This is a genomic window from Marivirga atlantica, assembly GCF_016734805.1.
Lineage (GTDB): Bacteria > Bacteroidota > Bacteroidia > Cytophagales > Cyclobacteriaceae > Marivirga > Marivirga atlantica.
In genome coordinates this window covers 951352-976915 of sequence record NZ_JAERQG010000001.1, presented here as the reverse complement: position 1 = coordinate 976915, position 25564 = coordinate 951352, and the positions used below count along the sequence as shown (strand labels likewise).

The window sequence follows — 25564 nt, the reverse complement described above, 5'->3', positions numbered from 1 at the left end:
GCAGATGGAGAAATTCAATACACTTTATAGCAAAGGCATTCCACTTCCCGTAGAAGATATCGATACAGACCAAATTATTCCTGCACGCTTCCTCAAAGCGGTTAGCAGAGAAGGCTTTGGTGATAACCTATTCAGGGATTGGAGATATGTAGAAGGCGACCAGCCTAATCCAGATTTTGTACTCAATCAGCCAGATATTGAAGACCAAATATTGGTAGCCGGTAGAAATTTTGGTTGTGGTTCTAGCAGAGAGCATGCTGCATGGGCACTATATGACTATGGCATCAAGGTAGTGGTTTCAAGTTTCTTTGCTGACATCTTTAAGAATAACGCCTTGAATAATGGCTTGCTTCCTGTACAAGTATCTGAAGAAAATCTGAAGAAAATATTTGCTGCTATTAAGGAAGATAGCAATGTTGAAATAGAGGTAAACCTTCAGGAACAATACATTAAAATAGAAAGCATTGGTTTAAAAGAAACCTTTGAGATCAATAGCTATAAAAAATATTGCCTTCTTAACGGATTTGACGACATCGATTTCTTGCTGAACAAAAAGGAGGAAATAGAACAATTCGAGAAAAGAAAAAATAATACAAAAACAGTAAGCGCATAAATGAGCAAAAAGAAAATAGCCATATTAGCAGGTGACGGCATAGGCCCAGAAGTAACCAAAGAAGCAGTAAAATGCTTAAATGCGGTTGCTGATAGTTTCGGACATCAGTTCAATTATCAGGAAGCATTAATTGGTGCTGCGGCCATTGATGAAACGGGTGATCCTTTTCCGGCAGCAACTGAAAAAATTTGTAAAGAAGCCGATGCAATACTTTTTGGTGCTATCGGTGATCCTAAATACGATAATGATCCTTCAGCCAAAGTAAGACCTGAGCAAGGCTTACTGCGTATGCGTAAAAATTTAGGACTTTTCGCTAATGTGCGTCCTGTTAAAAGTTATGATAAGCTTTTACACATCTCACCTCTGAAAGAAGCTAACATCAAAGGAACTGACTTTGTAGTATTCAGAGAACTTACAGGAGGTATTTACTTTGGTGAACCTAGGGGAAGAAGCGAAAATGGAGAAACTGCTTTTGACAGCTGTGTTTATTCCAAGAAAGAAATTAATCAAATATCACGAAAAGCATTTGAGGCAGCTCAGCTTAGAAATAAAAAACTCACTTTGGTTGACAAGGCCAATGTACTGGCTACTTCCAGGTTGTGGAGAGAAACAGTAAAAGACATAGCACAGGATTATCCTGATGTGGCACTTGATTTCATGTTTGTGGATAATGCAGCCATGAAAATCATACAAAATCCAAAGCATTTTGATGTGGTGCTTACCGAGAATATGTTTGGTGATATCATTACTGATGAAGCTTCTGTTATTGCAGGCTCATTGGGTATGTTGCCATCTGCCTCTTTGGGTACAAGCAGTAGCTTATTTGAGCCTATTCATGGTTCTTATCCTGAAGCGGCAGGTCAAAATATAGCGAATCCAATCGGGGCAATTTTATCAGCCGCCATGCTACTCAATTATGCTTTTGACATGAATGAGGAGGCTGAGGCAATCGAAAATGCAGTTTTTAATGCACTAGAAGAAGAATTAGGAACTCCGGACATAGTAGCTGAAAGCAAAGCTAAAACCACAACAGAAGTTGGAGACAGAATAGCAGAATTGATTAAAGAAAAAGCAAGCGTAGGTGCTTAAGCAAAATGAATCTATCGGTCTTAAATATTGAAATTATTAAAGTCATTATCCTTTTACACAAAGGATGACGGATTATCATATTCATAAATTGATAAAACGCCATCCCTAAAAAAGATGGCGTTTTTTATTGAGGGATCATCAAAACCTGAACAATATGTACTACAAAGACAACACACTCGTATTCCTTAACGGAGAGTGGCTTCCGGCATCAGAAGCCAACGCAAGTTTATACAGCCAAACCATGCATTATGGAAATGGAGTTTTTGAAGGCATTAGAGCCTACAAAAATGAATTAGGCTTCAATGTATTTAAAGCGCATGAGCATTATCAGCGTCTATTGTATTCTGCCCAACTCATGCACATCGACCTACCTTATTCGGTAGAAGAACTCGTAAGCATCACCTATGAATTATTGGACAGAAACAACCTGACTGATGCCTATATCAGGCCATTAGTTTATTTAGGTGCAAATATGTCACTCGAGCCTGTAGATGAAGTAAACGTGTTCATCTGCGCATGGAAATGGGAGAAATATCTGGGTACGCAACCTGTAAAAGCAAAGATATCTTCCTATCAAAGGATTCATCCTGCTGCTCAACATGTGGAAGCCAAGGTAGTAGGTCATTATACGAATTCCATCCTTGCCACCACAGAAGCAAAGAAAACAGGTTATGATGAAGCCATTCTTCTAGATCATGATGGCTATGTGTCCGAAGGCTCAGGAGCGAATATATTTATTGAAAAGAATGGTGAGCTTTTTACGCCATCAAGAGGAAATATTTTGCCAGGCATTACCCGATCAACAGTGATAGAGTTATCCAGAGATTTGGGCATCAGAGTTACAGAAAAGCCTATTTCGAAATCACAATTGCTTGATGCAGACACTGCTTTTTTCACGGGTACCGCAGCTGAAATTGCTCCAATTGGCAGCGTTGACAAAACTATTTACCCCTTGCAATGGGAAGATTCATTAGGCTACAATCTTTATCAGATGTATCGCCAGAAGGTATTATTTAACGATTTACAAAACCAAACCATCATATAAAAGATGTCCGAGCTACTCAATAAATATAGTCAGGTTGTAACACAGGATCCTACGCAGCCGGCAGCTCAGGCCATGCTTCATGCCATCGGTTTATCTGATGATGATCTAAAAAAGCCGCTTGTAGGAATTGCCAGTACAGGTTTTGAAGGCAACCCATGCAATATGCACTTAAACGATTTGGCTCAGCAAGTCAAAAAAGGTGTAGGGCAGCATCATTGGAATGGATTGGTATTTAACACCATTGGTGTGAGTGATGGTATTTCAATGGGAACACCCGGTATGCGATACAGCCTACCTTCTCGTGACATCATTGCTGATTCAATGGAGACAGTTGTAAACGCACAGGCTTATGATGGCTTAATTGCGGTTACAGGTTGTGACAAAAATATGCCTGGAGCACTAATTGCATTGGGCAGACTCGACCGACCCGGTATTATTGTTTACGGTGGAACAATAGCTCCCGGCTGTTACAAAGGTGAAAAACTAGATGTAGTTTCTGCTTTTGAAGCCCTCGGTAAAAAGCACGCTAATGATATTTCTGAGGAAGATTTTAAAGGAGTAGTAGCAAATGCTTGTCCCGGTCCTGGCGCATGTGGTGGCATGTATACAGCCAATACGATGGCGTCAGCAATTGAAGCTTTAGGGTTGTGTTTACCATTTGGTGCATCAAACCCTGCAAATAGCAAGGAAAAAATCAATGAATGTGTGGAAGCAGGCAAAGCTATAAAACAACTAATTGAGAATGACCTGACTCCTAAGAAAATTGTTACGAAAGCTTCTTTTGAAAATGCCATTGCACTTATCACCGTGCTAGGTGGATCAACCAATGCTGTACTACACTTATTAGCAGTGGCTCATGCTTTCGATATTGATTTGTCTCTGGAGGATTTCGCCAGAATCAGTGCAAAAACACCTTACCTGGCAGATTTAAAACCAAGTGGAAAATTCCTGATGGAAGATTTACACCTACAAGGCGGCATACCGGGAGTAATGAAGCTCATGTTGGAGCATGACTTATTAGACGGCAGTTGTATGACTGTTACAGGAAAAACACTAGCCGAAAACCTGGATAATATTTCTCCACTAGATGACAATCAGGAAATTATTCATCCGGTAGATAAGCCACTGAAAAACTCAGGCCATTTGCGAATCCTTAAAGGAAATCTGGCTCCGGAAGGTGCTGTAGCAAAAATTACGGGGAAAGAAGGTGAATTCTTTGAAGGTACTGCACGCGTGTATGATGGTGAGTTTATTGCCAATGACGCTATTGCTAAAAATGAAATCCAGGAAGGTGATGTGGTGGTCATTCGCTATGAGGGCCCAAAAGGTGGACCAGGCATGCCTGAGATGTTAAAACCTACTTCAGCCATAATGGGTGCAGGTTTAGGTAAAAAAGTAGCGCTCATTACGGACGGCCGATTCTCCGGAGGCACACATGGTTTCGTTGTAGGCCACATTTCACCCGAGGCACAAGATGGTGGACCATTAGCGCTGGTTCAGGATGGTGACACTATTACTATCGATGCCATCAACAACAGCATCACGCTAAAAATCAGTGAAGAAGAGTTTGAAAAGCGAAAAGCCAATTTTCAACCAAAGACAGGCAAAATACTAAAAGGCACACTTAAAAAGTATGCAAAACTTGTTTCATCAGCTTCATTAGGCTGCATAACCGACCAATAATTATGGAATCAACTAAGGCACAACAAAAGAAGATGACTAAAAAGCTAACACTAACAGGAGCCCAGGCCGTGGTCCAATGTTTATTAGCAGAAGGTGTGGATACCATTTTTGGCTATCCCGGAGGTGCCATCATGCCGGTTTATGATGCCTTATATGATTTTCAAAAAGAAATAAAACATATCATGACCAGGCATGAGCAAGGTGCAACACATGCCGCACAGGGTTATGCCCGTATCTCCGGTAAGGTGGGAGTTTGCCTGGCAACTTCAGGCCCTGGGGCAACCAACCTCATAACCGGCATGGCCGATGCGCAATTAGATTCAACCCCAATGGTTTGCATCACAGGTCAGGTGGCCAGCCAGATGATCGGCACTGATGCTTTTCAAGAAACCGATGTAGTAGGTATTTCCATGCCTGTCACCAAATGGAATATTCAAATTACCAAAGCTGAAGAAATACCGGCAGCGCTGGCTAAGGCCTTTTTTGTAGCTAAAAGTGGAAAGCCCGGCCCGGTACTAATCGATATCACAAAAGATGCACAATTCCAGACTTTTGAGTACAATTATGAGCCATGTGTAAATGTGAGAAGTTATGTACCTCATCCTAAAGTGAATTTAGAAGCGGTAAAAGAGGCTGCAGCATTAATCAACCAGGCTAAAAAACCACTAATACTATTTGGTCATGGTATTTTGCTGGCAGAAGCCAAAGAAGAATTTAAAGCATTTGTGGAAAAAACAGGCATTCCAGCAGCATGGACAATCATGGGACTTTCAGCTTTAGCCACAGATCATCCTTTAAATGTGGGCATGTTGGGAATGCATGGCAACTACGCTCCAAACCTATTAACTAACGAGTGTGACGTTTTGATAGCCATTGGTATGCGCTTCGATGATAGAGTAACAGGCGATACCCGCCGTTATGCCAGGCAGGCTAAGGTTATCCATCTGGAAATTGATCCTGCAGAGGTAAATAAAAATATTCCTGCTGATGTAGCGCTCATTGGTAATTGCAAGCATTCACTGAAGCTGTTACTTGATGAGGTAAAAAGAAATGCGCACACTTCCTGGTTGGAGGAATTTCAAAAACTCACCAAGCAAGAAGTTGATAAGGTGATTAAAGATGAACTTTCCCCTGCCCCAGATAAGCAAATCAGCATGGGTGAAGTGATCAAACATATTTCAGAAGTCACCAAAGGAAATGCCATTATTGTAACCGATGTTGGGCAGCATCAGATGGTAGCACAGCGCTACTTCAACTATCAATTATGGAGAAGTAATGTAACCTCCGGTGGATTAGGAACTATGGGTTTTGCCCTTCCTGCTGCAATAGGAGCTAAGTTCGCAGCCCCTGATAAAACGGTAATTGCTGTAATTGGTGATGGCGGTTTTCAGATGACCATTCAGGAACTGGGCACCATCTTCCAAACAAAAATTGATGTGAAAATCCTGATCCTAAATAATGAGTACTTAGGCATGGTGAGGCAATGGCAGGATATGTTTTTCGAGAAACGATATTCATCGGTGGACATGATCAACCCTGATTTCCAGACTATCGCCAAGGGTTATGGCATTTCTTCCATGAAAGTTCAGAAAAGAGATGAACTAAAAAACGGAATTGAAGAATTCCTAGCACATAAAGGCAGCTTCCTATTAGAAGTGATGGTAGGGAAGGAAAACAATATTTTCCCGATGATTCCTACAGGTGCATCAGTATCTGAAATCAGATTAGCATAATCTTAATGATTTAAGGCAATGAAGAAACAATTCACCATATCGATTTATACAGAAAACCTGATCGGTTTGCTCCATCGGGTAACCATCATTTTCACACGTAGGCATATCAATATTGAAAGCATAACAGCTTCTGAAAGTGAGGTTCATGGCATTCACCGATATACAATTGTGGTAACGGAAGAGGAATGGCAGGTGAAGAATGTTATTAAGCAAATTGAAAAGCAAATAGACGTTTTCAAAGCCTTTTATCACCCAAACGAGAACATTGTTTTTCAAGAAATGGCACTTTACAAAATGCCCACTACTGTTCTTTCAGAAAGTAAAGAAGTAGAAAAAATTGTTAGGCAACATCACGCAAGGCTTTTAGCTGTCGAGCCAGAGTTCACCATTATTGAGAAAACTGGCTTCAAAGAAGAAACACAGGCACTTTTTGAAGAACTCAAACCGCATGGTATTTTGGAATTTGTCCGCTCAGGAAGGATTTCCATTTCGAAACCAATGAAGGAGTTTCAGGAATATTTTCATGAAGTGGAGAAAGCTTCGAAGCATTAAAATAAGATGAAAGAGTCTAGAACATAGAAACTAGACTATCCCATAAATAAAATTACAGAAAATAAATAATTAATCATCAAATCTAGAACCTAGATTCTAGGCTCTAAAAATCTAAACAACATGGCAAAACTAAAATTTGGATCAGTAGAAGAAAATGTAGTCACGCGAGAGGAATTTCCTCTTAAAAAGGCTCAGGAGGTTTTAAAAGATGAAGTTGTAGCCGTTTTAGGCTATGGAGTACAAGGCCCAGGCCAGGCACTCAACCTAAAAGATAATGGCATACCTGTAATTGTAGGTCAGCGTAAAGGCTCAAGCAGCTGGGATAAAGCGGTTGCGGATGGCTGGGTTCCTGGCGAAACACTTTTTGAGTTGGAAGAAGCCGCAGAAAAGGGAACCATCTTACAATATTTATTATCAGATGCTGGTCAAATCGCCCAATGGGAAATGGTTAAAAAGCACCTTACACCAGGCAAAGCACTTTACTTTTCTCACGGTTTCGGCATCACCTATTCCGACCAAACTGGCATTAAACCACCTAAAGATGTTGATGTAATTTTAGTAGCTCCTAAAGGATCAGGCACTAGTTTAAGAAGGCTTTTTGTAGCTGGCAGGGGACTTAACTCCAGTTATGCCATCCATCAGGATGCCACTGGTAAAGCCTACGACAGATGTGTAGCGCTTGGCATTGGTGTTGGCTCCGGCTATTTGTTTGAAACCAATTTCAAGAAAGAGGTTTACAGTGATTTAACAGGTGAAAGAGGAAGCCTAATGGGTGCCATTCAAGGATTATTTGCCGCACAGTACGATTTACTAAGATCAAAAGGACATTCTCCTTCTGAAGCTTTTAACGAAACGGTAGAGGAAGCTACTCAATCGCTATATCCATTAGTGGCTGAAAATGGTATGGACTGGATGTATGCCAACTGCTCAACTACTGCCCAACGTGGAGCATTAGATTGGTGGAAAAAATTCAGAGATGCTGTAAAACCCGTATTCGAAGAGCTTTACGAAAGTGTTGAAACCGGCAATGAAGCCAGACTCACCATTACAGCTAACGAAAAAGCTGATTATAGAAAAGAGTTGGAAAAGGAACTTGATGAGCTAAGAAATTCAGAATTATGGCAGGCTGGTGCTGCAGTTCGTAAGTTGAGACCGGAAAACGCATAGCAAAATGCCAACTGATTCAGCAACCTATTTTAAACCTACGCTGGATAATGTAAAAGCCGCAGCAAAGAAACTAGAGGGAGTGAGTACGCTCACCCCACTTACTAAAAACTTGCGCTTAAGTAAACATTATCAGGCAAACATTTCCTTCAAAAGAGAAGATCTACAGTTGGTGAGATCTTACAAAATCCGTGGTGCTTATAATAAAATAAGCAGCTTAACTGAAGATGATTTTACAAAGGGAATTGTTTGTGCAAGTGCAGGAAATCATGCCCAAGGTGTGGCCTATTCTTGTCAATTGTTAAAGGTTAAAGGAACTATTTTTATGCCTGCGCCAACCCCAAAGCAGAAGGTGGAGCAGGTAGCCATGTTTGGCGATGAGTTTGTAGATATTATTTTAGTAGGTGACACCTTCGATGACTCTTATAATGAAGCCCTTCATTTCTGTGAAGAAAAGGGAGGTATATTCATTCACCCTTTTGATGATGAAAAAGTTATTGAAGGGCAGGCTACAGTAGGGTTGGAAATCCTGAATCAAACTATTAAGCCTATTGATTATTTATTTTTACCAGTGGGAGGCGGTGGACTTTCAGCTGGAGTTAGTTCTGTTTTTAAACTGCTCTCTCCGCAAACTAAAATTATTGGAGTGGAGCCGGAAGGCGCTCCTGCTATGAAAAACTCTATCGAAAAAGGTAAGAATACGCAGCTTTCCCATATTGAGAAGTTTGTAGATGGAGCGGCTGTAAAAAAAGTAGGTGATCTCAACTTTGAAATTTGTCGTAACAATTTAGAAGAAGTAGTTACAGTGGCTGAAGGTAAAGTCTGTGAGATCATCCTTGAGATGTACAACAAAGATGCTATCGTGGTGGAACCTGCCGGGGCTTTATCAATTGCCGTATTAGAACAATATACTGAAGCTATATCTGGTAAAAATATAGTATGTATTATTAGCGGCAGTAATAATGACATTACCAGAACTGAGGAAATAAAAGAGCGGGCTTTACTTCATAAAGGCTTAAAGCATTACTTCATAGTGAATTTCCCTCAACGTGCAGGGGCGCTAAAGCAATTTGTTGTAGAGGTACTTGGTGCAACGGATGATATCACCCATTTTGAGTATACCAAGAAGAATTCTCGAGAGAAAGGCTCCGCTGTGGTAGGTATCGAGTTAAAGCATAAAGATGATTATAAGCCCTTATTGCAAAGGATGAAATTTCTGGGCTTTTATGGTGACTATATCAATAATAATCATGAACTGCTCGATATTTTGACATAAAAAAAGCTGAACCGTCTGGTCCAGCTTTTTTATTTTCTAGAAAGTAAAGATTACATATCTTCTTTAACTTCTTCAGCACCTTCTTCTACTTCCTCAGCACCTTCTTCGATTTCTTCGCCCATTTCTTCAGCGCCTTCTTCGATTTCTTCACCAGTTTCTTCAACTGCATCTTCTACGTCTTCAGCTGCATCTTCCATGCCGTCTTGAACGTCATCAGCAGCTTCTTCCATTTTGTCTTCAGCTTTTTCTTTGTTGCTCTTGTTGTCACATGCTACGAAGGTTGTAAAGAAACCCGCTAGCAATAATAGTGTGAATAATTTTTTCATAGTTTAATAGATTTTGGTTTTACAAGCATTAAATGTATTTAAAAAAATACGCATAGTAAAGCGCATGTACTATTTTTTTCTAAAAACCAGTTTAATAGGAACCCCTGAAAAGTCAAAATGTTCCCTTAATTTATTTTCGAGGTATCTCTCGTAAGGAGGCTTGATGTATTGAGGCAAATTGCAAAAGAATGCAAAACATGGCGTATAGGTTGGTAACTGCGTTACATACTTTATCTTAATATACTTACCCTTCAATGCAGGCGGTGGATAGCGCTCTATCTCTTTTAACATCACATCATTCAATTCTGAAGTACTTAACTTCTCAGAACGCTGCTCATAAATTTTCATAGCAGTTTCAATGGCCTGAAAAATTCTTTGTTTCTGCAGCACAGAAGTGAAAATTATAGGTACATAACTAAGTGGGCCAAGTTTTTCTACTATTTCCTTTTTGAATTTATCATGAGTTTTACCATCCTTCTCAATCAAATCCCACTTGTTCACCATAATCATGATGCCCTTTTTGTATTTATGAGCCAGTGATATAATCTGCATATCTTGTGACTCAAAACCTCTAGTGGCATCAATCATTATTATACAAACATCCGAATCTTGTAAAGCCTGAATGGCCCTAATGGTAGAGTAAAACTCAATATCGTCCTTTTGCTTGGTTTTCTTTCTTAAACCTGCTGTATCTGTAAGAATAAAGTCCTTACCGTATAGTTTATAACGAGTATGAATTGAATCTCTGGTTGTACCTGCTAAGTCAGTTACTATTGTTCTTTCCTTTCCAAGCAAAGCGTTCAAAAAGGAAGATTTACCAGCATTTGGCCTTCCTAGAATTGATATCTTCGGAATACCAGTAAACTGATCTTCGTGATCATCTTCTAAATGATTAACTATTTCATCAAGTATCTCCCCTGTACCTGAGCCGCTTGCTGATGAAATGGTAAAAACCTCATCAAAACCTAAAGCATAGAATTCACCAGCCATAAAGCTCTTCTCAGGATTATCAGCTTTGTTGGCTACCACATAAACCGGCTTCTTTACCTCGCGTACAATATTGGCAAAATCTTTATCAAGATCAGTTAAACCTGTATGGCAGTCTACCATAAATAGGATTACAGAAGCCTCACCGAGGGCTTCCTTAACTTGTTTACGTATTTCTGATTCAAAAATATCTTCTGAACCAGTCACGTAACCTCCTGTATCAATTACAGTAAATTTCTTTCCATTCCATTGCGCCTCTCCGTACTGCCTATCCCTTGTTACTCCGGATTCATTATCCATAATCGCTTGCTTTTTCTCTACAAGTCGATTAAAGAAAGTAGATTTCCCAACATTAGGACGACCAACTATTGCTACTATATTTGACATATCTCTTAATTATTAATTAACAATCACTAATTAGTAATTGTCTGGAATTAGTATCCGAAGCGTTTAAGTTTGAGCTCTTTTTTACGCCAGTCAGGTTCAACCTTTACAAAGGTCTCCAAGTGAATTTGTTTTACAAAAAATGCTTCCAAATCCTTACGTGATTCAATACCAATTTTTTTTATGGCTTCTCCTTTTTGACCAATAATAATGCCTTTCTGCGATTTACGCTCAACATAAATTTCAGCTCTTATTCTAATGATCGTTTCATCCTCTTTAAACTCCGTAACCACCACCTGGCAACTGTAAGGAACTTCCTTTTTATAATTTTGGAAGATTTTTTCCCTAACAACTTCTTCTACAAAAAACTTCTCCGGCTTATCAGTTAACTGATCTTTAGGAAAATACGCAGGATGCTCCGGTGTTAAATCAAGCATAAGCTTAAACAGCTTTTCAATATTTAACTCCTCTAAAGCAGAAATCATTATTTGATGATCGGGCTCAATAATATCAGCCCAATACTTCAATTTATCTTCTGCCTGTGTTCCTTTGGCCTGATCAATTTTATTCAAAACCAGTATAGTGGGAACATCATACTTTTTGATCTGATCAATTAACCGATCTTCCTCCTCGTACTTCTCATATAAATCAGTAACGAACAATAAAACATCAGCATCTTCTAAAGAACTTTTCACAAAGCCCATCATAGACTCATGGAGCTCATATTGCGGTTTAAGAATTCCTGGAGTATCAGAATAAATTAATTGAAAATCTTCACCACTCAGCACTCCCATAATACGATGGCGAGTGGTTTGTGCTTTTGAAGTAATGATAGACAGTCGTTCACCAACAAGCGCATTCATCAAGGTAGATTTACCCACATTAGGTTTACCTACTATGCTTACAAAACCTGCTTTATGTTGTTTCCCTGCCATTAATACTGATTCTTAAAAAATTTCTTTGCAAAGGTACTTGATTTTTATGAATGTTTAGTTACCTTTGTAATCCTTTTGAGGGAAACATCAGCAAAAGATGTTTAAATCAAGAGTTTATGATCGCGGGATGGAGCAGTTGGTAGCTCGTTGGGCTCATAACCCAAAGGTCGCAAGTTCGAGTCTTGCTCCCGCTACTAAGTAAAAAGCCAGTCAATTGACTGGCTTTTTTTATATCTCTGCTGCAACTTTTCAAGAATTAAAAACCGTTTTAAAATAGGAGTCTTCTTTGAAGTCTGAACTTCTAACTTTTTTCTTAAAGAGTTTGATTTTATCCTTACCTGATTTATCAATTAAATCAGGCATTCTAACTTCCAGCTCTATATTTCTGGTTTTAGCGTTTATGCTATAATCTTCTATTATTTCAATTACATCAGGATGGATATATTCAGAAGCTGTACCATCTATTAGTACTTTACTATTGGCAGGAACAGCATTTAATGCCTGTAAAATTCCTGCTTTATTTAGGAAGGTTACATTTTCAGAGAGCTTAATCTCTATAAGGCCTGCCTCCTTCTCCTTTCTAAAATTAAAAGGTGTAATAAAGTTTTTCCTTAAGATTAAGAATAATGCAACGGCAAGCCCTATACCTATACCTACCAATAAGTCTGTGAACACAATACCTACTATAGTGATAATAAATGGTAAAAACTGCTCCCATCCGAGTGCTGACATTTGCCTGAATAAGGATGGCTTAGCCAATTTATAGCCTACTAAAAACAATATAGCCGCCAAACTAGAAAGAGGTATCATGTTCATTACCTGAGGAGCGAACATAACACTCACAAATATTAGTACACCATGAAATACTGCCGAAACTTTCGTTTTACCACCAGACTGGATATTAGCAGAACTTCGCACAATTACCTGAGTAATTGGCAAACCTCCTATTAAGCCAGAAAATACGTTCCCTACGCCCTGCGCAATTAACTCTCTATTTGTTGGTGTTATACTCTTTTCAGGATCAATCTTATCAGTAGCCTCCACACAAAGTAAAGTTTCTAAGCTTGCTACAATAGCAATGGTAATACCTGTAATTATTATTTTAGAGCTAAAAACCCTACTCCAATCAGGTGTTGTGAAAAGTTTAGTAAAGCCACCTTCCTCAGAAGCAATTGGCAGGTTTACCATTTCATCTTTAGCTAGTGTAAAGGCTTCTGTTGTATTGAAAAAGTTGCTCATGATTATTCCAATTACAACCACAATCAAAGGCCCCTGAATAATTTGAAACAACCTTATCTTTTTAATAAACCTTTGCTCCCATAGAATGAGTATGCTAATTGAAATAACACTTATTATTACTGCGGCTGGGTTAATATCTCCCATGGCAACCCAAATTTCTGAAAAGGTATTCTCCCCATCTTTCTGAAAAAAAGATTCAAAACCGTCAGGAATGATATCATGACCAAGCGCATGAGGTATTTGCTTCAGAAAAATTATTATGCCTATTGCAGCCAGCATTCCTTTTATAACTGAATTGGGAAAATAATAACCAATAATGCCAGCTCGAAGAAAGGCTAACAAAATTTGAACTATTCCGCCTATCACAACAGCAGAGAGAAACAATGGAAAACCTATTTCCATGCTAAAATCTCCTTCAGCATTAGTGCCCAATTGCCTTATCGCATCAGCCACAATCACTGCCAATCCTGCTGCTGGACCACTCACCCCAAGCTTAGAGCCACTAATTGCTCCAACAACTATACCGCCAACCATACCTGCTATGATGCCTGAAAATAAGGGTGCACCCGAGGCTAAAGCAATCCCCAGACATAGCGGAACCGCTACTAAGAAAACTATAATACCCGCTGGTATGTCATTTTTTAAATATGAAAAATTAAATCCCATAAGGGATTTTGAAGTTTTAGACATGCAGCAATTGTTTGTTTTTACTATCCTAAATTAGAAAAGAAATAAGCAATTCAGTCATAATCATATCATTTTTAACATTAAGATGAATTTCTACTCATCAGCAAGAAACATTTGAAAACTAAATTGCCTCTTGCTATGAAAATTCTATACGCGGTTCAAGGAACAGGAAATGGTCATTTAAGTAGGGCCCGAGACATTATACCTCAGCTAAAGCGATATGGGCAGGTAGATATTTTGGTAAGCGGTACCCAGGCGGATGTTCGGTTAGAGGAAGAAATAAAATATCAATTTTCGGGAATCAGCTTTATATTCGGTAAAAAGGGCGGAGTAGATGTACTGAGGACGATTTATCAATTAAAGTTTCTTAGGTTTTTAAAAAATATATTTCAACTTCCTGTTCATCAGTATGACTTGATTATTAATGATTTCGAACCTGTTACAGCATGGTCTTGCTTTGTTAAAAGTAAATTCTCTGTAGGGCTTAGTCATCAAGCAGCAGTTATTCACCCTAATGCACCTAAACCTGAAAGGAAAGATTGGCTTGGCACTTTCATACTTCACTTTTATGCGCCAACTTCCGTAAAATATGGGTTTCATTTTCAGTCATTTGCCGATAATATTTTCACTCCAGTAATCAGAAATGAGGTAAGAAGATTAAGACCAACTAACAAAGGGCATTATACAGTATATCTGCCTGCCTTAGGAGATAACAAAATTATTAAGATTCTTAAACAGATGCATGTTGAATGGCAGGTTTTTAGCAAACATTCTAAAACACCTTACGAAGTAGATAATGTTAAAATTCAACCTGTAAACAATATTGCTTTTGCTGAAAGTTTAAGCAGTTGCGCAGGTATCATATGCGGGGCCGGATTTGAAGGCCCTGCCGAAGCGCTCTTTTTGGGTAAAAAAGTATTAGCAATCCCCATGAGGGGACAGTATGAGCAACATTGTAATGCCGCAGGATTAAAAGAAATGGGAATTCCTGTTATCAATAAACTCAACAAAAAAGCTATCCCTATTATTGATAAGTTTGTTCACGATGCTCAAAAGGTAAGTGTATGTTATAAAGATCAGACGGCTGATATTATAGATCATCTTGTTATGAGCCATGCAATAAAAAGTCAGACAGATGCTTTGGCAGTTTCAACATCATAATTAATGATTCTTTTAAGCATACCATCAAAAATGAACTCATGGAAAATAAAGATGCTGTACCAGTATAGCCTGCCAGCCAATCCATGAGGCCTAAATGTAGCAGTTTGCGTTAAGGTTTGAACGCCATCATCATTTTCTTTATACTTAAATTCAAGCCAGGCTTCACCCGGCAACTTCATCTCCGCAAACAACAGCAACCTACCTTCTTGTTTATCAGCTACCAATACACGCCAAAAGTCAAGTGCATCACCAGACACAAGTTGATCAGGACTTCTTCTGCCTCGCCTCAAGCCTACACCACCAACAGCTTTATCCATCCAACCTCTTACCTTCCAAAGAAAGTCCCAGTAATACCAGCCTCGCTCTCCACCAAGCCTCCATACATTATCTAAAACTTCATCTTTAGATCGTTCAAAATTATGACTACGCTTATCAACGAAACAACCATGAACTGGTACTTTCACAAAGTCCATCAACGCTGTATTGATTTTTGAACTCGCCAGCGCATCTTTCCAACTGGAAACAACCTCATTCTGGGCAATTCTATCGAAAGCCAATTCTACAGCTTCTTTATAGCTAAAAAGCTCTTGAGGTATAACTTTCTGAATATCATTATTCTTAACGATTACTTCATTTTTCATGCTATCAACTAGACTACTCGCAATTTTATATGAAGTTGATGTTACGAAATGCAACCAATATGAACTTAACCTTGGAGTAAGTACAGGAACAGTAATAATTTTTCTTTTCAACCCTCTACTTTCGGCAAAAATCATCAGCATTTCTTTATAAGTGAGAATATCTGGTCCACCAATGTCAAAAGTCTTGTTAAATAATTCCTCTTTCAACAATGCATGTGACATATAATAAATTACATTTCTGATGGCTATTGGCTGACATTTAGTATTGAGCCATTTGGGAGCCACCATTACAGGAAGTTTCTCTACTAAATCTCGAATAATTTCAAATGATGCACCACCAGAGCCTATTATTATAGCTGCACGTAAAACTGTTAGAGAAGCTTCGGCCTCTGAAAGAATTTGTTCAACATTACGCCTTGATTTTAAATGTTTGGAAAGCTCTTCATCATTTGATATACCGCTTAAATAGATAATCTGCTGGCAGCAGGTTTTATTCAAAGCTTCTACAAAATTTGTGGATGTTTCCTTTTCAAGTTCATGAAATTTCTTAGATGAACTGCCCATGGAATGAACCAGATAGTAGGCAGCATCAACATCTTTTGGAATATTTTCAAGAGCTTGCCTATCAAGCAAGTCTGCCTCGACAAAAGATACTTTGTTTTGAATATCTTCTTCTAAGTCTATCCTTCTTTTGTCCCGTACTAAACAGGTAACATCATGGCCTTCCATTACCAATATTGGCAACAACCTTCTACCTATATACCCATTAGCTCCTGTCAAAAGTATCTTCATTAGAATAGAACCAGACGAAGCTTAAAATGTTAAAAACAAACGTTAATCGAAAAGTCATAAAAAATTGACACTATTAAATAGTAAATCGTAAAATATAGCGTTAATTTTAACTATTCAATGATTGAATATGATATAATCATTACAGCAAAAGTTATGAAAGCTATTATTCCACTTCAGAAATCACCCTCCAAATCAGTTTCAACACAAGGTTTGAAAGTGTTACTTGTTGGTAATAACCCAATAGAAATGAGTAAAATTTATGACCAGCTGAAGTCTTTAAAGGAAAGAATTGCTAAAATTGACATATCATTTGATGACCGTGAAACTTTAGCTTATGTAAACTCTCATAAGCCTAATTGTATTTTGATTGACGATAATTACGGCAGCAGTCCTATCAAGAAGTTAATGACCAGCTTAAAAAATGTTAAAAATAACTCTGCCTCATTAACACTGCTAAAAACTAAAAACACCACCGAACTACTCGTTGGCTTTCAAGAATACTTGATGAAAGAAAGCATTACTGCCGACAGATTATATAGCAGCTTGAAAAATGGCTTGAAGTTTAGAAAAACCAGAGCCTATTTGAAAGACAAGTTTTCAGCTAAATAAACTTCTCGAGGCGAAACTCGAATAGAAGAATTTCTTCGTTACGCCTAACCTTAAGCCTAATTTTACGCCCTTCTTTACTTGTTAGAATGTCATTTATACGAGATAAATCTAAATCCTCTCCCATATAACCATTTAATGAAATTATCACGTCCTTTTCCTTAACACCTGCATTTGATGCCGGAGTATTTTCACGCACCTCTTCTACCTCATAATATGGCCTTAAGAAAAGCTCACCTTTTGCAATGATGCTTAAACCACTCATATCATAATCGAAAGCCTCTTTGAAATATTTATTTTTCTTTAAATAGAGCACTTCATCTCTATAATTAAGATAAATATTAAATCGCCTTAATACTCCACCTCCTAAAGTACCATGCCTGCCTGTATTTTCAATCACTTCACTATAACTGCCCTTATCAGGAAAACGAGCAATTACTTCTTCCAATTGATAATCTAGTATATTCATATGATCAATTCTTCCTACATGTCCTTCGATTGATCCGGCTATACCTGCCCCCAAAATATCTCTGATATTTTTTAATGGGATATTTATAGAAGAATCTCTGTTTTGGTGAAGCATTAATGAGTGGGAAGCTCCGGTATCAATCATTAGTTTGGCCTTAATAGTTGTTGAATCCTTTAATTTCACCTGTTGAAAAATGTAAGGCTTGGTGTTCTCAACTTTGAGTGGTATTGATCTGTACCACCATAATTTCTTATTAAAGCTTTTATGATTAAAAAAAGTGATAGTTCTATTTGGGTAGTCTATTTTAACGATAAAGTTCTTAAATAAATCATAACCCAAAATGCCATGAACTTTAATGCCCATTGATTCCTCCAGTTTGAGATAATCATCTGCCAAAACAAGTAAAGGAATATGTGTTCCTGTTATCCCCTTTAAGTTGATGTTAACACTATTTACTATGAAAGCTTCAACTTCCTTTCCTCCTGCCGCACCAACAAGTGTCATTTTTCTATCCGGTTCAATATCCAGCACATCGGCATAAATTTTTTCGATGAGCACTGTATTGGTAACACCAGTGTCAATGATAAATTTTAAAGGAACTACACCTTGAAATAAAACATCTACCACCATTAAATTATTAATAAGCTTGAATGGTATAGATACTGAGCGTTTTTGGTCATTTATCTCAAAGCCAAACTTCATTTGTTGATTTTGAGATAAAGCACTTTGTTCAAAACAAATTATTAATAGAAATACCAGTAAATAAGATTTGATAACTTTAGGCATATAACTAAACCTCAATATGAGAAATATACAAAATTATATAGAACATACTGTTCTTAACCCAACACTTAAAGATGTGGATGTAGAAAAAGTAATTCTTGAAGCAAAGAAACATAATTTATTAGGAGTGTGCGTTCCCCCATTTTGGGTGAAAAAAGCTAAAAGAGAATTATCTGGATCGGATATTAAGCTGGTTACAGTCATAGGTTTCCCATTAGGTTACCAAATGAGCCAAACCAAAGAAGCCGAAATGAATCAAGCCATAAAAGATGGTGCTGATGAACTGGATTTAGTACTGAATATCTCTGCTTATAAAGCCCAAATGATGTGGCCTAAAATTGAAATTGCCAAGTTTAGTAAGATGGCTCACGAACATGAGAAACTGCTAAAAGTAATTATTGAAACGGCCTATCTTGACCATGATGAAATTACCGATTTATGCAAAATCTGTGCAGATGCGGGTGCCGATTTTGTAAAAACATCTACTGGCTTTGCCTCTTCAGGTGCTAAGGCGGAAGATATAAAGTTGATGCGTAAGACTTTACCAAACCATGTAGGCATTAAAGCTAGCGGGGGAATAAAAACTTACGAACAAGCGCTAGGAATGATTGAGGCAGGTGCCGATAGAATTGGGACTTCCAACGGACCAGCACTGCTAAATCCTTAAGCTATTTTCATAGGGATAATGCCCTTATACTTGTAAACTTTTAAGCCAAATTGTTCAGAAATGAAGTTCCTTAATCGGCTGTAGGCTAGTTGCGCTTGCTTATCTTCAGGATAAAAGATAGTAGCTTCTAAGACTGCTTTTAAGAAATTCTTTGATTTACCGAATTCAAAAAGCCACTCTTTGAAAGCCATGGTCCAGTCTTCTTTATATTTTTCTAAATGATCTTTGCCATCAAACAGCAACTCTAATTGATTTGAGCTGAATTTGTAGCGGTATATTCCTGCCATTTCCTCATAGAGCTCACCAACTTCCACAAGGCTATATTCAGTGGTGTTAACAATTTTTTCTATCGACTTATCTATCAAACCCAAAGGATTATAACGCAATAAATAGGTTTGCTTAACCTGCTCAACCAAGTACAAACTAAGTTCATGCTTCATTTCAAGCTGAGCTTGCTCTAGTAGATAATTCTTGTCAAAAGGAAAAAACTTTCTTTGCATGCAGTATTAGAATTTTAACAAAGATAAGGTATTCCGAAAAAAATATCAGTGCTTAATACCACATTCTTCGCAGAATTTCATTTTACCAGGAGGTCTTTTCTTTGGCTTCTTCTTATGACCAAAATATCTGAAGTTAGAATACTGAGGCTTCTCCATCTCCTTCGCCTTCTTTTTGGCTTCCTTTGCATTTTGTTCCATTCTTTCATGGTACTCAGCAACTAGCTGATCTCCCCAGTTAACCTCTTTCTTCTTAAATATATCCCAGAAGCTTCTTTTCTTATTTGGGTTAGCTCCATAGTTACGCGCAGTAGGTTGTCCAGGGTTTAATGATGAAGGACCTTGATTCTGGTTATTAGACTGCATCGGTGTCTTATTAGAACAAGAGAAAACCAGAAAGGACAGCAAACAATATAAAACAAACTTTTTCATACAGTATCGTAACGTCTTGAGCTACAAATATTGCATTTGGAATTAATCATTGAAAAAATATGTGGATATATGTAAGGTAATTGTATATTTAGAGGCCAATTTTAAAAATCGGACTATTGAAAAGTGAATCGCTAAGTATCAACTACAAAAGCTTCAGTAATTTTAATGAGCTACCTGAAGTTTATCAGAGGCTATGGAATGAAGCACTTAATGCCAGGAAATCATCCTATTCACCCTATTCGAAATTTACAGTAGGTTGCGCTATTGAACTAGAAGATGGTTCTGTAATAACTGGTACCAATCAGGAAAATGCGGCTTTCCCTGCCGGTTTGTGTGCAGAACGTACTGCTATGTATAGAGCAGGCATACATGCACCAAGAACTAAATTTAGGCGATTAGCAATTTGCGCTACAAAAGCCGGTGAAGATATTCTGCAAAGCGCCCCTCCATGTGGTGGCTGCCGCCAGGTAATGTTAGAGTTTGAAAAAAGGCATCAGCAAAAATTTGAAATTCTTTTTACTGATGCCTCTGGTAATTTTATTGTTATGGAAAGTGCTACTAATCTTTTTCCATTCTCGTTCGTCTTCTAATTTAATCCTTTATTAAGCGAGAGATAAAGTAATTACCGGCTTCATCCTGAAGTTGAATCAAATAAATACCTGCATTCAACTCTTTTATATCTAAAGTGCTTATCCCTTCAGGTATCACAGTTTCCTTCACAACAGTGCCATTTACAGTTAGTATACGAACTTTATGTTTGCTGTAGCTATTCTCAAGCTGTAAATATATTGACGAGTTGGCGGGGTTTGGATAAAATTTGAAAGTGGTTGCCTCTTTAGGTTTGTTGGCAGTCACTCTTCCTGTTTCAGTAACGGTTATTTTGCCATCTTCAACCACTGCCTCAACGGTGACCTCTTCATTTATATCACCGCTCACACTAAAGAAAATATCAGTTGTTTCATCTACCTCCACACCAGGATAATCACACTGAATTCTGTATTCACCAGCAGGCAGATTAGGAATTATAAACTCACCATTTTCATCAGTTTTGGTAAAGGCTACCAGATCACCATCATCTAATAACCTCAGGCTTGAACCATCTCTTACTGATCCGGAACGAGTTCTAATTGTCACACTTGATCCACTAACCCTTCTTCTAGGTAGCACCCTCAATGAACTATCAGCATCATCGTAATCTTCGAACATAATCCCAGAAATCGTTGAACCCGGTTCAGTGAATTCTTCTGGTTCGCTAGCTACCTCAATTACTACTCCTGAAGTATTGGTTTCCAGAAGCAATGTTTCTGCAAGCTCCCAATCGATGGTATTACCCAAATAGGTAGGTAATAAATCAGGATGATTTTCAGGATCCGGATCTGCTAGTATAATGTAGTCTCCGAGAATGAGGTTCTCAAAAAGGAAATTATTATTATTCTCCAATACCAGAACAGCCGCTGTATCATACTTATCTGCATAAGGGTTTATTTCGAAAAGTCTTACTGTAGAACTATTAACTGCAGAAGCATTTACGTCTATTACACTTCCGGATAAGTTGGCCGCGATAGCATCATAAGGCACGTAGGTTCTATGACTTCTCTTACCTTCATTATCAATTGCGACTAAAACCAACTCATAGTTTTGATTTGCTTCTAATTCAGTTCTGTTAGGTAGAAATTGAATGCTAATATCCTGCCCTGCATCAAAACCACTAGCATTATAAGCGTTAGAGTTAACATTATTTCTTCGGAAAAGATACCTTATTGAACTTATATTATTTCCATTTTGATTAGCCGCACTTACAGTTGCCGATAACCTTGGTCCTATTACAACATCGTAAACGTGGGGTAATGGAGGTAACCCACTAAGAATATAGGGGGAATCACCACCAAAAGCACCTTTATTAAGGGTATTATTCTGAGGGATAAAATCATTATCGAAAGTAAGACTTCCAGACGCATTGGTAAAGTTGGCCTCACCAAAAGTGATATTTCCACTTCCACTTGAATTACCGCTTAGGTTAACATCAATAATGTTATTGTTAAAAGCTACATCATTGATGCTATCAGAAACATATTTGATGGTATTGAAATCAAAATTGAAATTATTTAAACCATTTTCTGCAGCACTAATTTCAGCAAAAAGGGTAGTTACCGTATCAATTATATTATTTGAAACAAATATGTCATCATATGTTCGGTTAACACCCAACAGAGTTGTGGAATTAATCTGAAGTAGATTAATGAAATTCCTAGTTATGGCAATATTCTGATTCTTATCTCCCATAGAGATAACGTCAATCTTATTACCTTCCAGATGTACATTTTTTAGCGTATCAGGCAATCTTGATGATTGATTATTAAGGTAAATTGCCTCAACCTCCATACCATATACATATGTTCCACTTGCATCTTTCGTTATGTTAAGAAAAGGCGTTTTTGCACTCTCCTTATTAAATTGAGTATTTGCATTTTCCTCAATGAAATAGCCTGGCCCTATAATAATGCGAGGACTAAAAACTGCAGCTTCGTTATAAGATATTTCTGAGCCTGCTACATAAATGGTATCACCCTCTTTAGTGGCAGAAACTGCCTGATAAATATCTCTGAAATCTGCAGTATGTGTAGCATCATTATCTACATAAAATCGAGAAGCGTTAATATTGGCTTTCACATTAATAAAGGCCGATAATAATACCAATTCAGGTAAATCAGGATGTGATGCCTGCAGTACGTAAGCACCAGCCTTTAGCGAATTGAAATTTATTATATCATAACTGGCATTACTCGCGCCACTAAGCGTATCATTATTAAACAACCATTGGTAACTAGCTCCATTAACATCTTCAATAGCTGTTGAAAGTGCTACATCACTTCCAACAGTTGGTGTAACATCTTGATTACTACCTATCCTTCTTTGAGGAGCATATACGAAGTTTGCTATGTCTCCTTGTACATTAGGAAGTAGATCTGCCAGATCAAGTTGATTAGAATTAACCACTAAACTCTGCATTGTAGCACTTGAACTAAAATCAGGAAGACTGGTAAAATAGTTATTAGAAACATCAAGCGCATTTAAATTTGCTAAATCAACAAAAGCTTGAGGTAAATCTCCTGTCAATAAATTCCCATTTATATATAGTGAATTAAGGTTTGTTAATTGAGACACATTAGCTTCCGTTAAGCTGCCAGTAAAACCCATTCCGCTAAGCCCATAAGACTCCATAAAAGTTGCATCAAATATTACCTGAGGTAGCTCTCCACCTATAGTTGCTGTATAATCAATATGATAGGACCTTAGTTGAGTCAACTGATCTAGGTCTGTAGGGATTTCCGTTACCAATAATGGGTTATCGTAAACATATATCCTTTCAATATTTGGTAAGTGGATGATATCAGGAAAATTACCAGAAAAGTTATTCTGTGATATATCAATGTAAGTCAAGTTGCTCAAATTCTCCAATGAGGCAGGTAGTTCACCATTAAGGTTATTATCGCGTGCAACCAAAGTTTGGAGAGCAGTTAGGTTACCTAATTCAGTAGGTATTAGTCCTTCAAATTGATTTGTCTGAAGATCAAGCTCACGAAGCTTAGTCAAACTACCGATTTGCGCTGGGATTACACCGTTATATTGAGAAAAACCTAAATAAAGAATTTCCAAGTTTGTTAAGTTACCTATTTGCGTTGGAATACTTCCAGATAGCTCCGTGGCTGACAACCTTAGATCGATGAGATTAGTTAAATTGCCAATTTCAGCAGGAATACTTCCCGTAAGTGGATTGGTATGCAAAATCAACTCTTGGAGATTTACAAGATTACCCACCTCAATAGGAATATTTCCACTCAATTTGTTTCCATAAAGATGTAAGCGTGTAAGTCCGGTCAAATCTCCGATTGAGGCAGGAATACTACCATGTAAGTTATTATTATTTAAATCTAAACTTTCAACTCTGGTACCATCAGCACTCAATGTAACCCCAAACCAGCTATCAAGTGTACCTGTAAGCCAGTTGCTAGTATTTGTCCATGAAGTATCATTTACATTAGTTATCTCATAGAAATCAAGAAGTGCTAAGGAGTCAAGTTGCCTGTCGGAAAGCTCAGTAATTTTAATAGACTTAGTTTTAAAATTACAACCAATGGTATTGATAATGTCAACACTATAGAAACCTGTATCTACAGGAATATAAGTTGGATCAGTTGCTCCCGCTATTGCATTACCGTCTTTGTACCACTGATATACCACTGTACCAGCATTAGAACTGGTTGAAGCTTCTAAAACGGCATCCAAAGTAGTATTAGAACTACCTGAGTTATTAATATAACCATAAAAAAACGGGTAAGAGGCTGGATTAAGTTGACCAAGTGTAACATTATCTCCTGCAGTTGTGTAATTAGATTGTGCATAAACGCTTCCACTACCTAATACTGCAACATCTCCGATAAAAGAATAAAGTGTCGGACTAACTACCTCTGATGTACCCGTTGAAGTATTAAATTTCTGAACAATAACAAGACTACTGATGCTATCCTCCAACAGAGTTCCATCCATGTACAATTCAGACTGGAATTGAGCTCCGCTTTTCGCCCATACAGGATAGTATATTGATTGTTGTTGAGGATCCAACCAGGAAGTATAAGTTAAATAATACCAGCCAGGAACAGCCATCTCGTGCTGCCATATGGTTGCTCCATCGAACACATTTAATGCTCCCACTTTAGAATCTACAATAGTACCATCCGCTGAATCATCAGGATAATCAACAGCAGCATAATGCAATCTTGAACTACCAAGAGGATCATATTCATATTTCAAAGCAGGAATTTCCACTCCTATATCTGATTCTAAAATGTTAATCCAGTCTAACGTACCTGTGAAAGTCTCATATTCGAAAGTCATCTTAAAAATAAAGCCTGAATTGCCACCAGTATAATTAGTCACGTTTCCATCTATATCAATTGAAGTTGCTCCGTAAGAATTACCACTTACATAGACACCATCGTTTTCATCCGTTTCCAAACCGAACAACTCCATATCGCCATTACTTGTGATAGGTACAAATACATCAATAAAGCCATCAAATGCATAAAGACTCATAATAAAGGCTGTTGAACTTCCATCGGTGCCAACCTCCTCAACACCCTGATCTCCGTCAAAAGAAAGTTTATCATGAAAAACTCCGGTCAGAATTAAATTTCCAAGACCATCCATCGCAATAGCATCAAATCCGAAATTGCCATATTCATTTGGTCCTCCTTGAAAAGTTTTTGACCACTGCTGACCACCAGCCAAATCGTATGATTCAACTACATAAACAAAATTTCCATCAGCATCCTGATAAGTCGTTGGAACAAAGATTTCCGAGCTATTGACAAAAGCGCCAGGCTCAAAATACCCTCTTTGATTTGCCCCACCGCCTACAATATTGAAGCCCGGCATAATCTGCCAGCTATCAATTAAATTACCTAAGGTGTCTAGAATTGCGACATACTTTCCTATTTCACCTGCATTTGGTGTGGTATAATTAATACCACCTAAAGTGATTTCCGTTTCAAAATAACCAATAGCAAAAATGTTGGCAGATTCACCCTCGTAATATGTATGGCTAAATTCAGCTTCACCGCTGGCACCGTAAGACCAGGAGTTTTCAACGGGACATTGTGCCCAAGACAGCTTACTAAACATTAATAAGGTTAGTGGAAGAAGTATAAATTTTTTCATCTAACTGAAATTCTAAAAATGATATTTCTACTTAATAAAAAACAATGTAAGATCAAAGGTAGCTAATCAACTTTTATAAAGAGTT

The 25564-nt window shown here is 37.9% G+C and carries 21 protein-coding genes and 1 tRNA gene; 13 read left to right on the top strand and 9 right to left on the bottom strand.

The window, feature by feature from the left end; translation table 11 throughout:
- The first annotated feature begins 4 nt into the window (after positions 1-4).
- The 8 genes from leuD to ilvA all read left to right on the top strand — a co-directional run bounded on the left by leuD (position 5) and on the right by ilvA (position 9155).
- Positions 5-613, top strand: a complete 609-nt coding sequence (gene leuD, locus JKP34_RS04390; RefSeq protein ID WP_201918085.1) for a 3-isopropylmalate dehydratase small subunit — start codon at positions 5-7, stop codon at positions 611-613.
- A complete protein-coding gene (gene leuB / locus JKP34_RS04385; RefSeq protein ID WP_201918083.1) occupies positions 614-1702 on the top strand; it encodes a 3-isopropylmalate dehydrogenase in 1089 nt (362 codons plus the stop codon).
- 154 nt (positions 1703-1856) lie between these two features.
- Complete coding sequence (locus JKP34_RS04380) at positions 1857-2747, top strand: branched-chain amino acid transaminase (protein ID WP_201918081.1); 891 nt, start codon at positions 1857-1859, stop codon at positions 2745-2747.
- A gap of 3 nt (positions 2748-2750) precedes the next feature.
- A complete protein-coding gene (gene ilvD, locus JKP34_RS04375; protein WP_201918080.1) occupies positions 2751-4430 on the top strand; it encodes a dihydroxy-acid dehydratase in 1680 nt (559 codons plus the stop codon).
- 2 nt (positions 4431-4432) lie between these two features.
- Positions 4433-6163 (top strand): biosynthetic-type acetolactate synthase large subunit, encoded by a 1731-nt coding sequence (gene ilvB / locus JKP34_RS04370; protein ID WP_236664889.1) that lies wholly within the window; start codon positions 4433-4435, stop codon positions 6161-6163.
- An 18-nt stretch (positions 6164-6181) separates the two neighbouring features.
- On the top strand, positions 6182-6715 hold the full coding sequence (gene ilvN, locus JKP34_RS04365) for an acetolactate synthase small subunit (protein WP_201918078.1): 534 nt from the start codon (positions 6182-6184) through the stop codon (positions 6713-6715).
- A 120-nt stretch (positions 6716-6835) separates the two neighbouring features.
- A complete protein-coding gene (gene ilvC / locus JKP34_RS04360) occupies positions 6836-7882 on the top strand; it encodes a ketol-acid reductoisomerase (RefSeq protein ID WP_201918076.1) in 1047 nt (348 codons plus the stop codon).
- A gap of 4 nt (positions 7883-7886) precedes the next feature.
- Positions 7887-9155: a threonine ammonia-lyase IlvA gene (gene ilvA / locus JKP34_RS04355; protein ID WP_201918074.1), complete on the top strand. Its 1269-nt coding sequence runs from the start codon at positions 7887-7889 to the stop codon at positions 9153-9155.
- A gap of 50 nt (positions 9156-9205) precedes the next feature.
- On the opposite strand, the gene JKP34_RS04350 is transcribed toward ilvA, so the two are convergent.
- The 3 genes from JKP34_RS04350 to era all read right to left on the bottom strand — a co-directional run bounded on the left by JKP34_RS04350 (position 9206) and on the right by era (position 11787).
- Complete coding sequence (locus JKP34_RS04350) at positions 9206-9481, bottom strand: hypothetical protein (RefSeq protein WP_201918072.1); 276 nt, start codon at positions 9479-9481, stop codon at positions 9206-9208.
- Positions 9482-9550: 69 nt separating this feature from the next.
- Entirely contained in the window at positions 9551-10855 is a 1305-nt protein-coding gene (der, locus tag JKP34_RS04345) for a ribosome biogenesis GTPase Der (RefSeq protein WP_201918070.1), read from the bottom strand.
- A gap of 47 nt (positions 10856-10902) precedes the next feature.
- A complete protein-coding gene (gene era / locus JKP34_RS04340) occupies positions 10903-11787 on the bottom strand; it encodes a GTPase Era (protein WP_201918067.1) in 885 nt (294 codons plus the stop codon).
- A gap of 121 nt (positions 11788-11908) precedes the next feature.
- Here era and JKP34_RS04335 point away from each other — a divergent pair.
- A tRNA-Met gene (locus tag JKP34_RS04335) sits at positions 11909-11981 on the top strand.
- A 55-nt stretch (positions 11982-12036) separates the two neighbouring features.
- Here JKP34_RS04335 and JKP34_RS04330 read toward each other — a convergent pair.
- Entirely contained in the window at positions 12037-13716 is a 1680-nt protein-coding gene (locus JKP34_RS04330) for a SulP family inorganic anion transporter (protein WP_236664888.1), read from the bottom strand.
- A gap of 135 nt (positions 13717-13851) precedes the next feature.
- On the opposite strand from JKP34_RS04330, the gene JKP34_RS04325 reads away from it, so the two are divergent.
- Positions 13852-14874 (top strand): glycosyltransferase family protein, encoded by a 1023-nt coding sequence (locus JKP34_RS04325; RefSeq protein ID WP_201918065.1) that lies wholly within the window; start codon positions 13852-13854, stop codon positions 14872-14874.
- On the opposite strand, the gene JKP34_RS04320 is transcribed toward JKP34_RS04325, so the two are convergent.
- Positions 14841-16307: an SDR family oxidoreductase gene (locus JKP34_RS04320; RefSeq protein ID WP_201918063.1), complete on the bottom strand. Its 1467-nt coding sequence runs from the start codon at positions 16305-16307 to the stop codon at positions 14841-14843. The two genes, JKP34_RS04325 and JKP34_RS04320, sit on opposite strands and share 34 nt — an antisense overlap.
- A gap of 153 nt (positions 16308-16460) precedes the next feature.
- Between JKP34_RS04320 and JKP34_RS04315 the strand changes: the two genes are divergently transcribed.
- Positions 16461-16916, top strand: coding sequence for a hypothetical protein (locus JKP34_RS04315; protein ID WP_201918061.1), 456 nt, complete (start codon positions 16461-16463; stop codon positions 16914-16916).
- Here JKP34_RS04315 and JKP34_RS04310 read toward each other — a convergent pair.
- Positions 16909-18168: an aspartyl protease family protein gene (locus tag JKP34_RS04310; protein WP_201918058.1), complete on the bottom strand. Its 1260-nt coding sequence runs from the start codon at positions 18166-18168 to the stop codon at positions 16909-16911. The genes JKP34_RS04315 and JKP34_RS04310 overlap by 8 nt on opposite strands.
- Before the next feature lie 16 nt (positions 18169-18184).
- Here JKP34_RS04310 and deoC point away from each other — a divergent pair, with 16 nt between their 5' ends.
- Positions 18185-18832, top strand: coding sequence for a deoxyribose-phosphate aldolase (gene deoC / locus JKP34_RS04305; RefSeq protein ID WP_201918056.1), 648 nt, complete (start codon positions 18185-18187; stop codon positions 18830-18832).
- Here deoC and JKP34_RS04300 read toward each other — a convergent pair.
- Both JKP34_RS04300 and JKP34_RS04295 read right to left on the bottom strand, forming a co-directional pair.
- Positions 18829-19332: a hypothetical protein gene (locus JKP34_RS04300; RefSeq protein WP_201918054.1), complete on the bottom strand. Its 504-nt coding sequence runs from the start codon at positions 19330-19332 to the stop codon at positions 18829-18831. The genes deoC and JKP34_RS04300 overlap by 4 nt on opposite strands.
- A 45-nt stretch (positions 19333-19377) precedes the next feature.
- A complete protein-coding gene (locus JKP34_RS04295; protein WP_236664887.1) occupies positions 19378-19695 on the bottom strand; it encodes a hypothetical protein in 318 nt (105 codons plus the stop codon).
- Between the two features lie 182 nt (positions 19696-19877).
- Here JKP34_RS04295 and cdd point away from each other — a divergent pair, with 182 nt between their 5' ends.
- Positions 19878-20351: a cytidine deaminase gene (gene cdd, locus JKP34_RS04290; RefSeq protein WP_201918050.1), complete on the top strand. Its 474-nt coding sequence runs from the start codon at positions 19878-19880 to the stop codon at positions 20349-20351.
- Between the two features lies 1 nt (position 20352).
- Here cdd and JKP34_RS04285 read toward each other — a convergent pair whose 3' ends face one another.
- Positions 20353-25479: a leucine-rich repeat domain-containing protein gene (locus JKP34_RS04285; protein WP_201918048.1), complete on the bottom strand. Its 5127-nt coding sequence runs from the start codon at positions 25477-25479 to the stop codon at positions 20353-20355.
- Positions 25480-25564 lie beyond the last annotated feature (85 nt).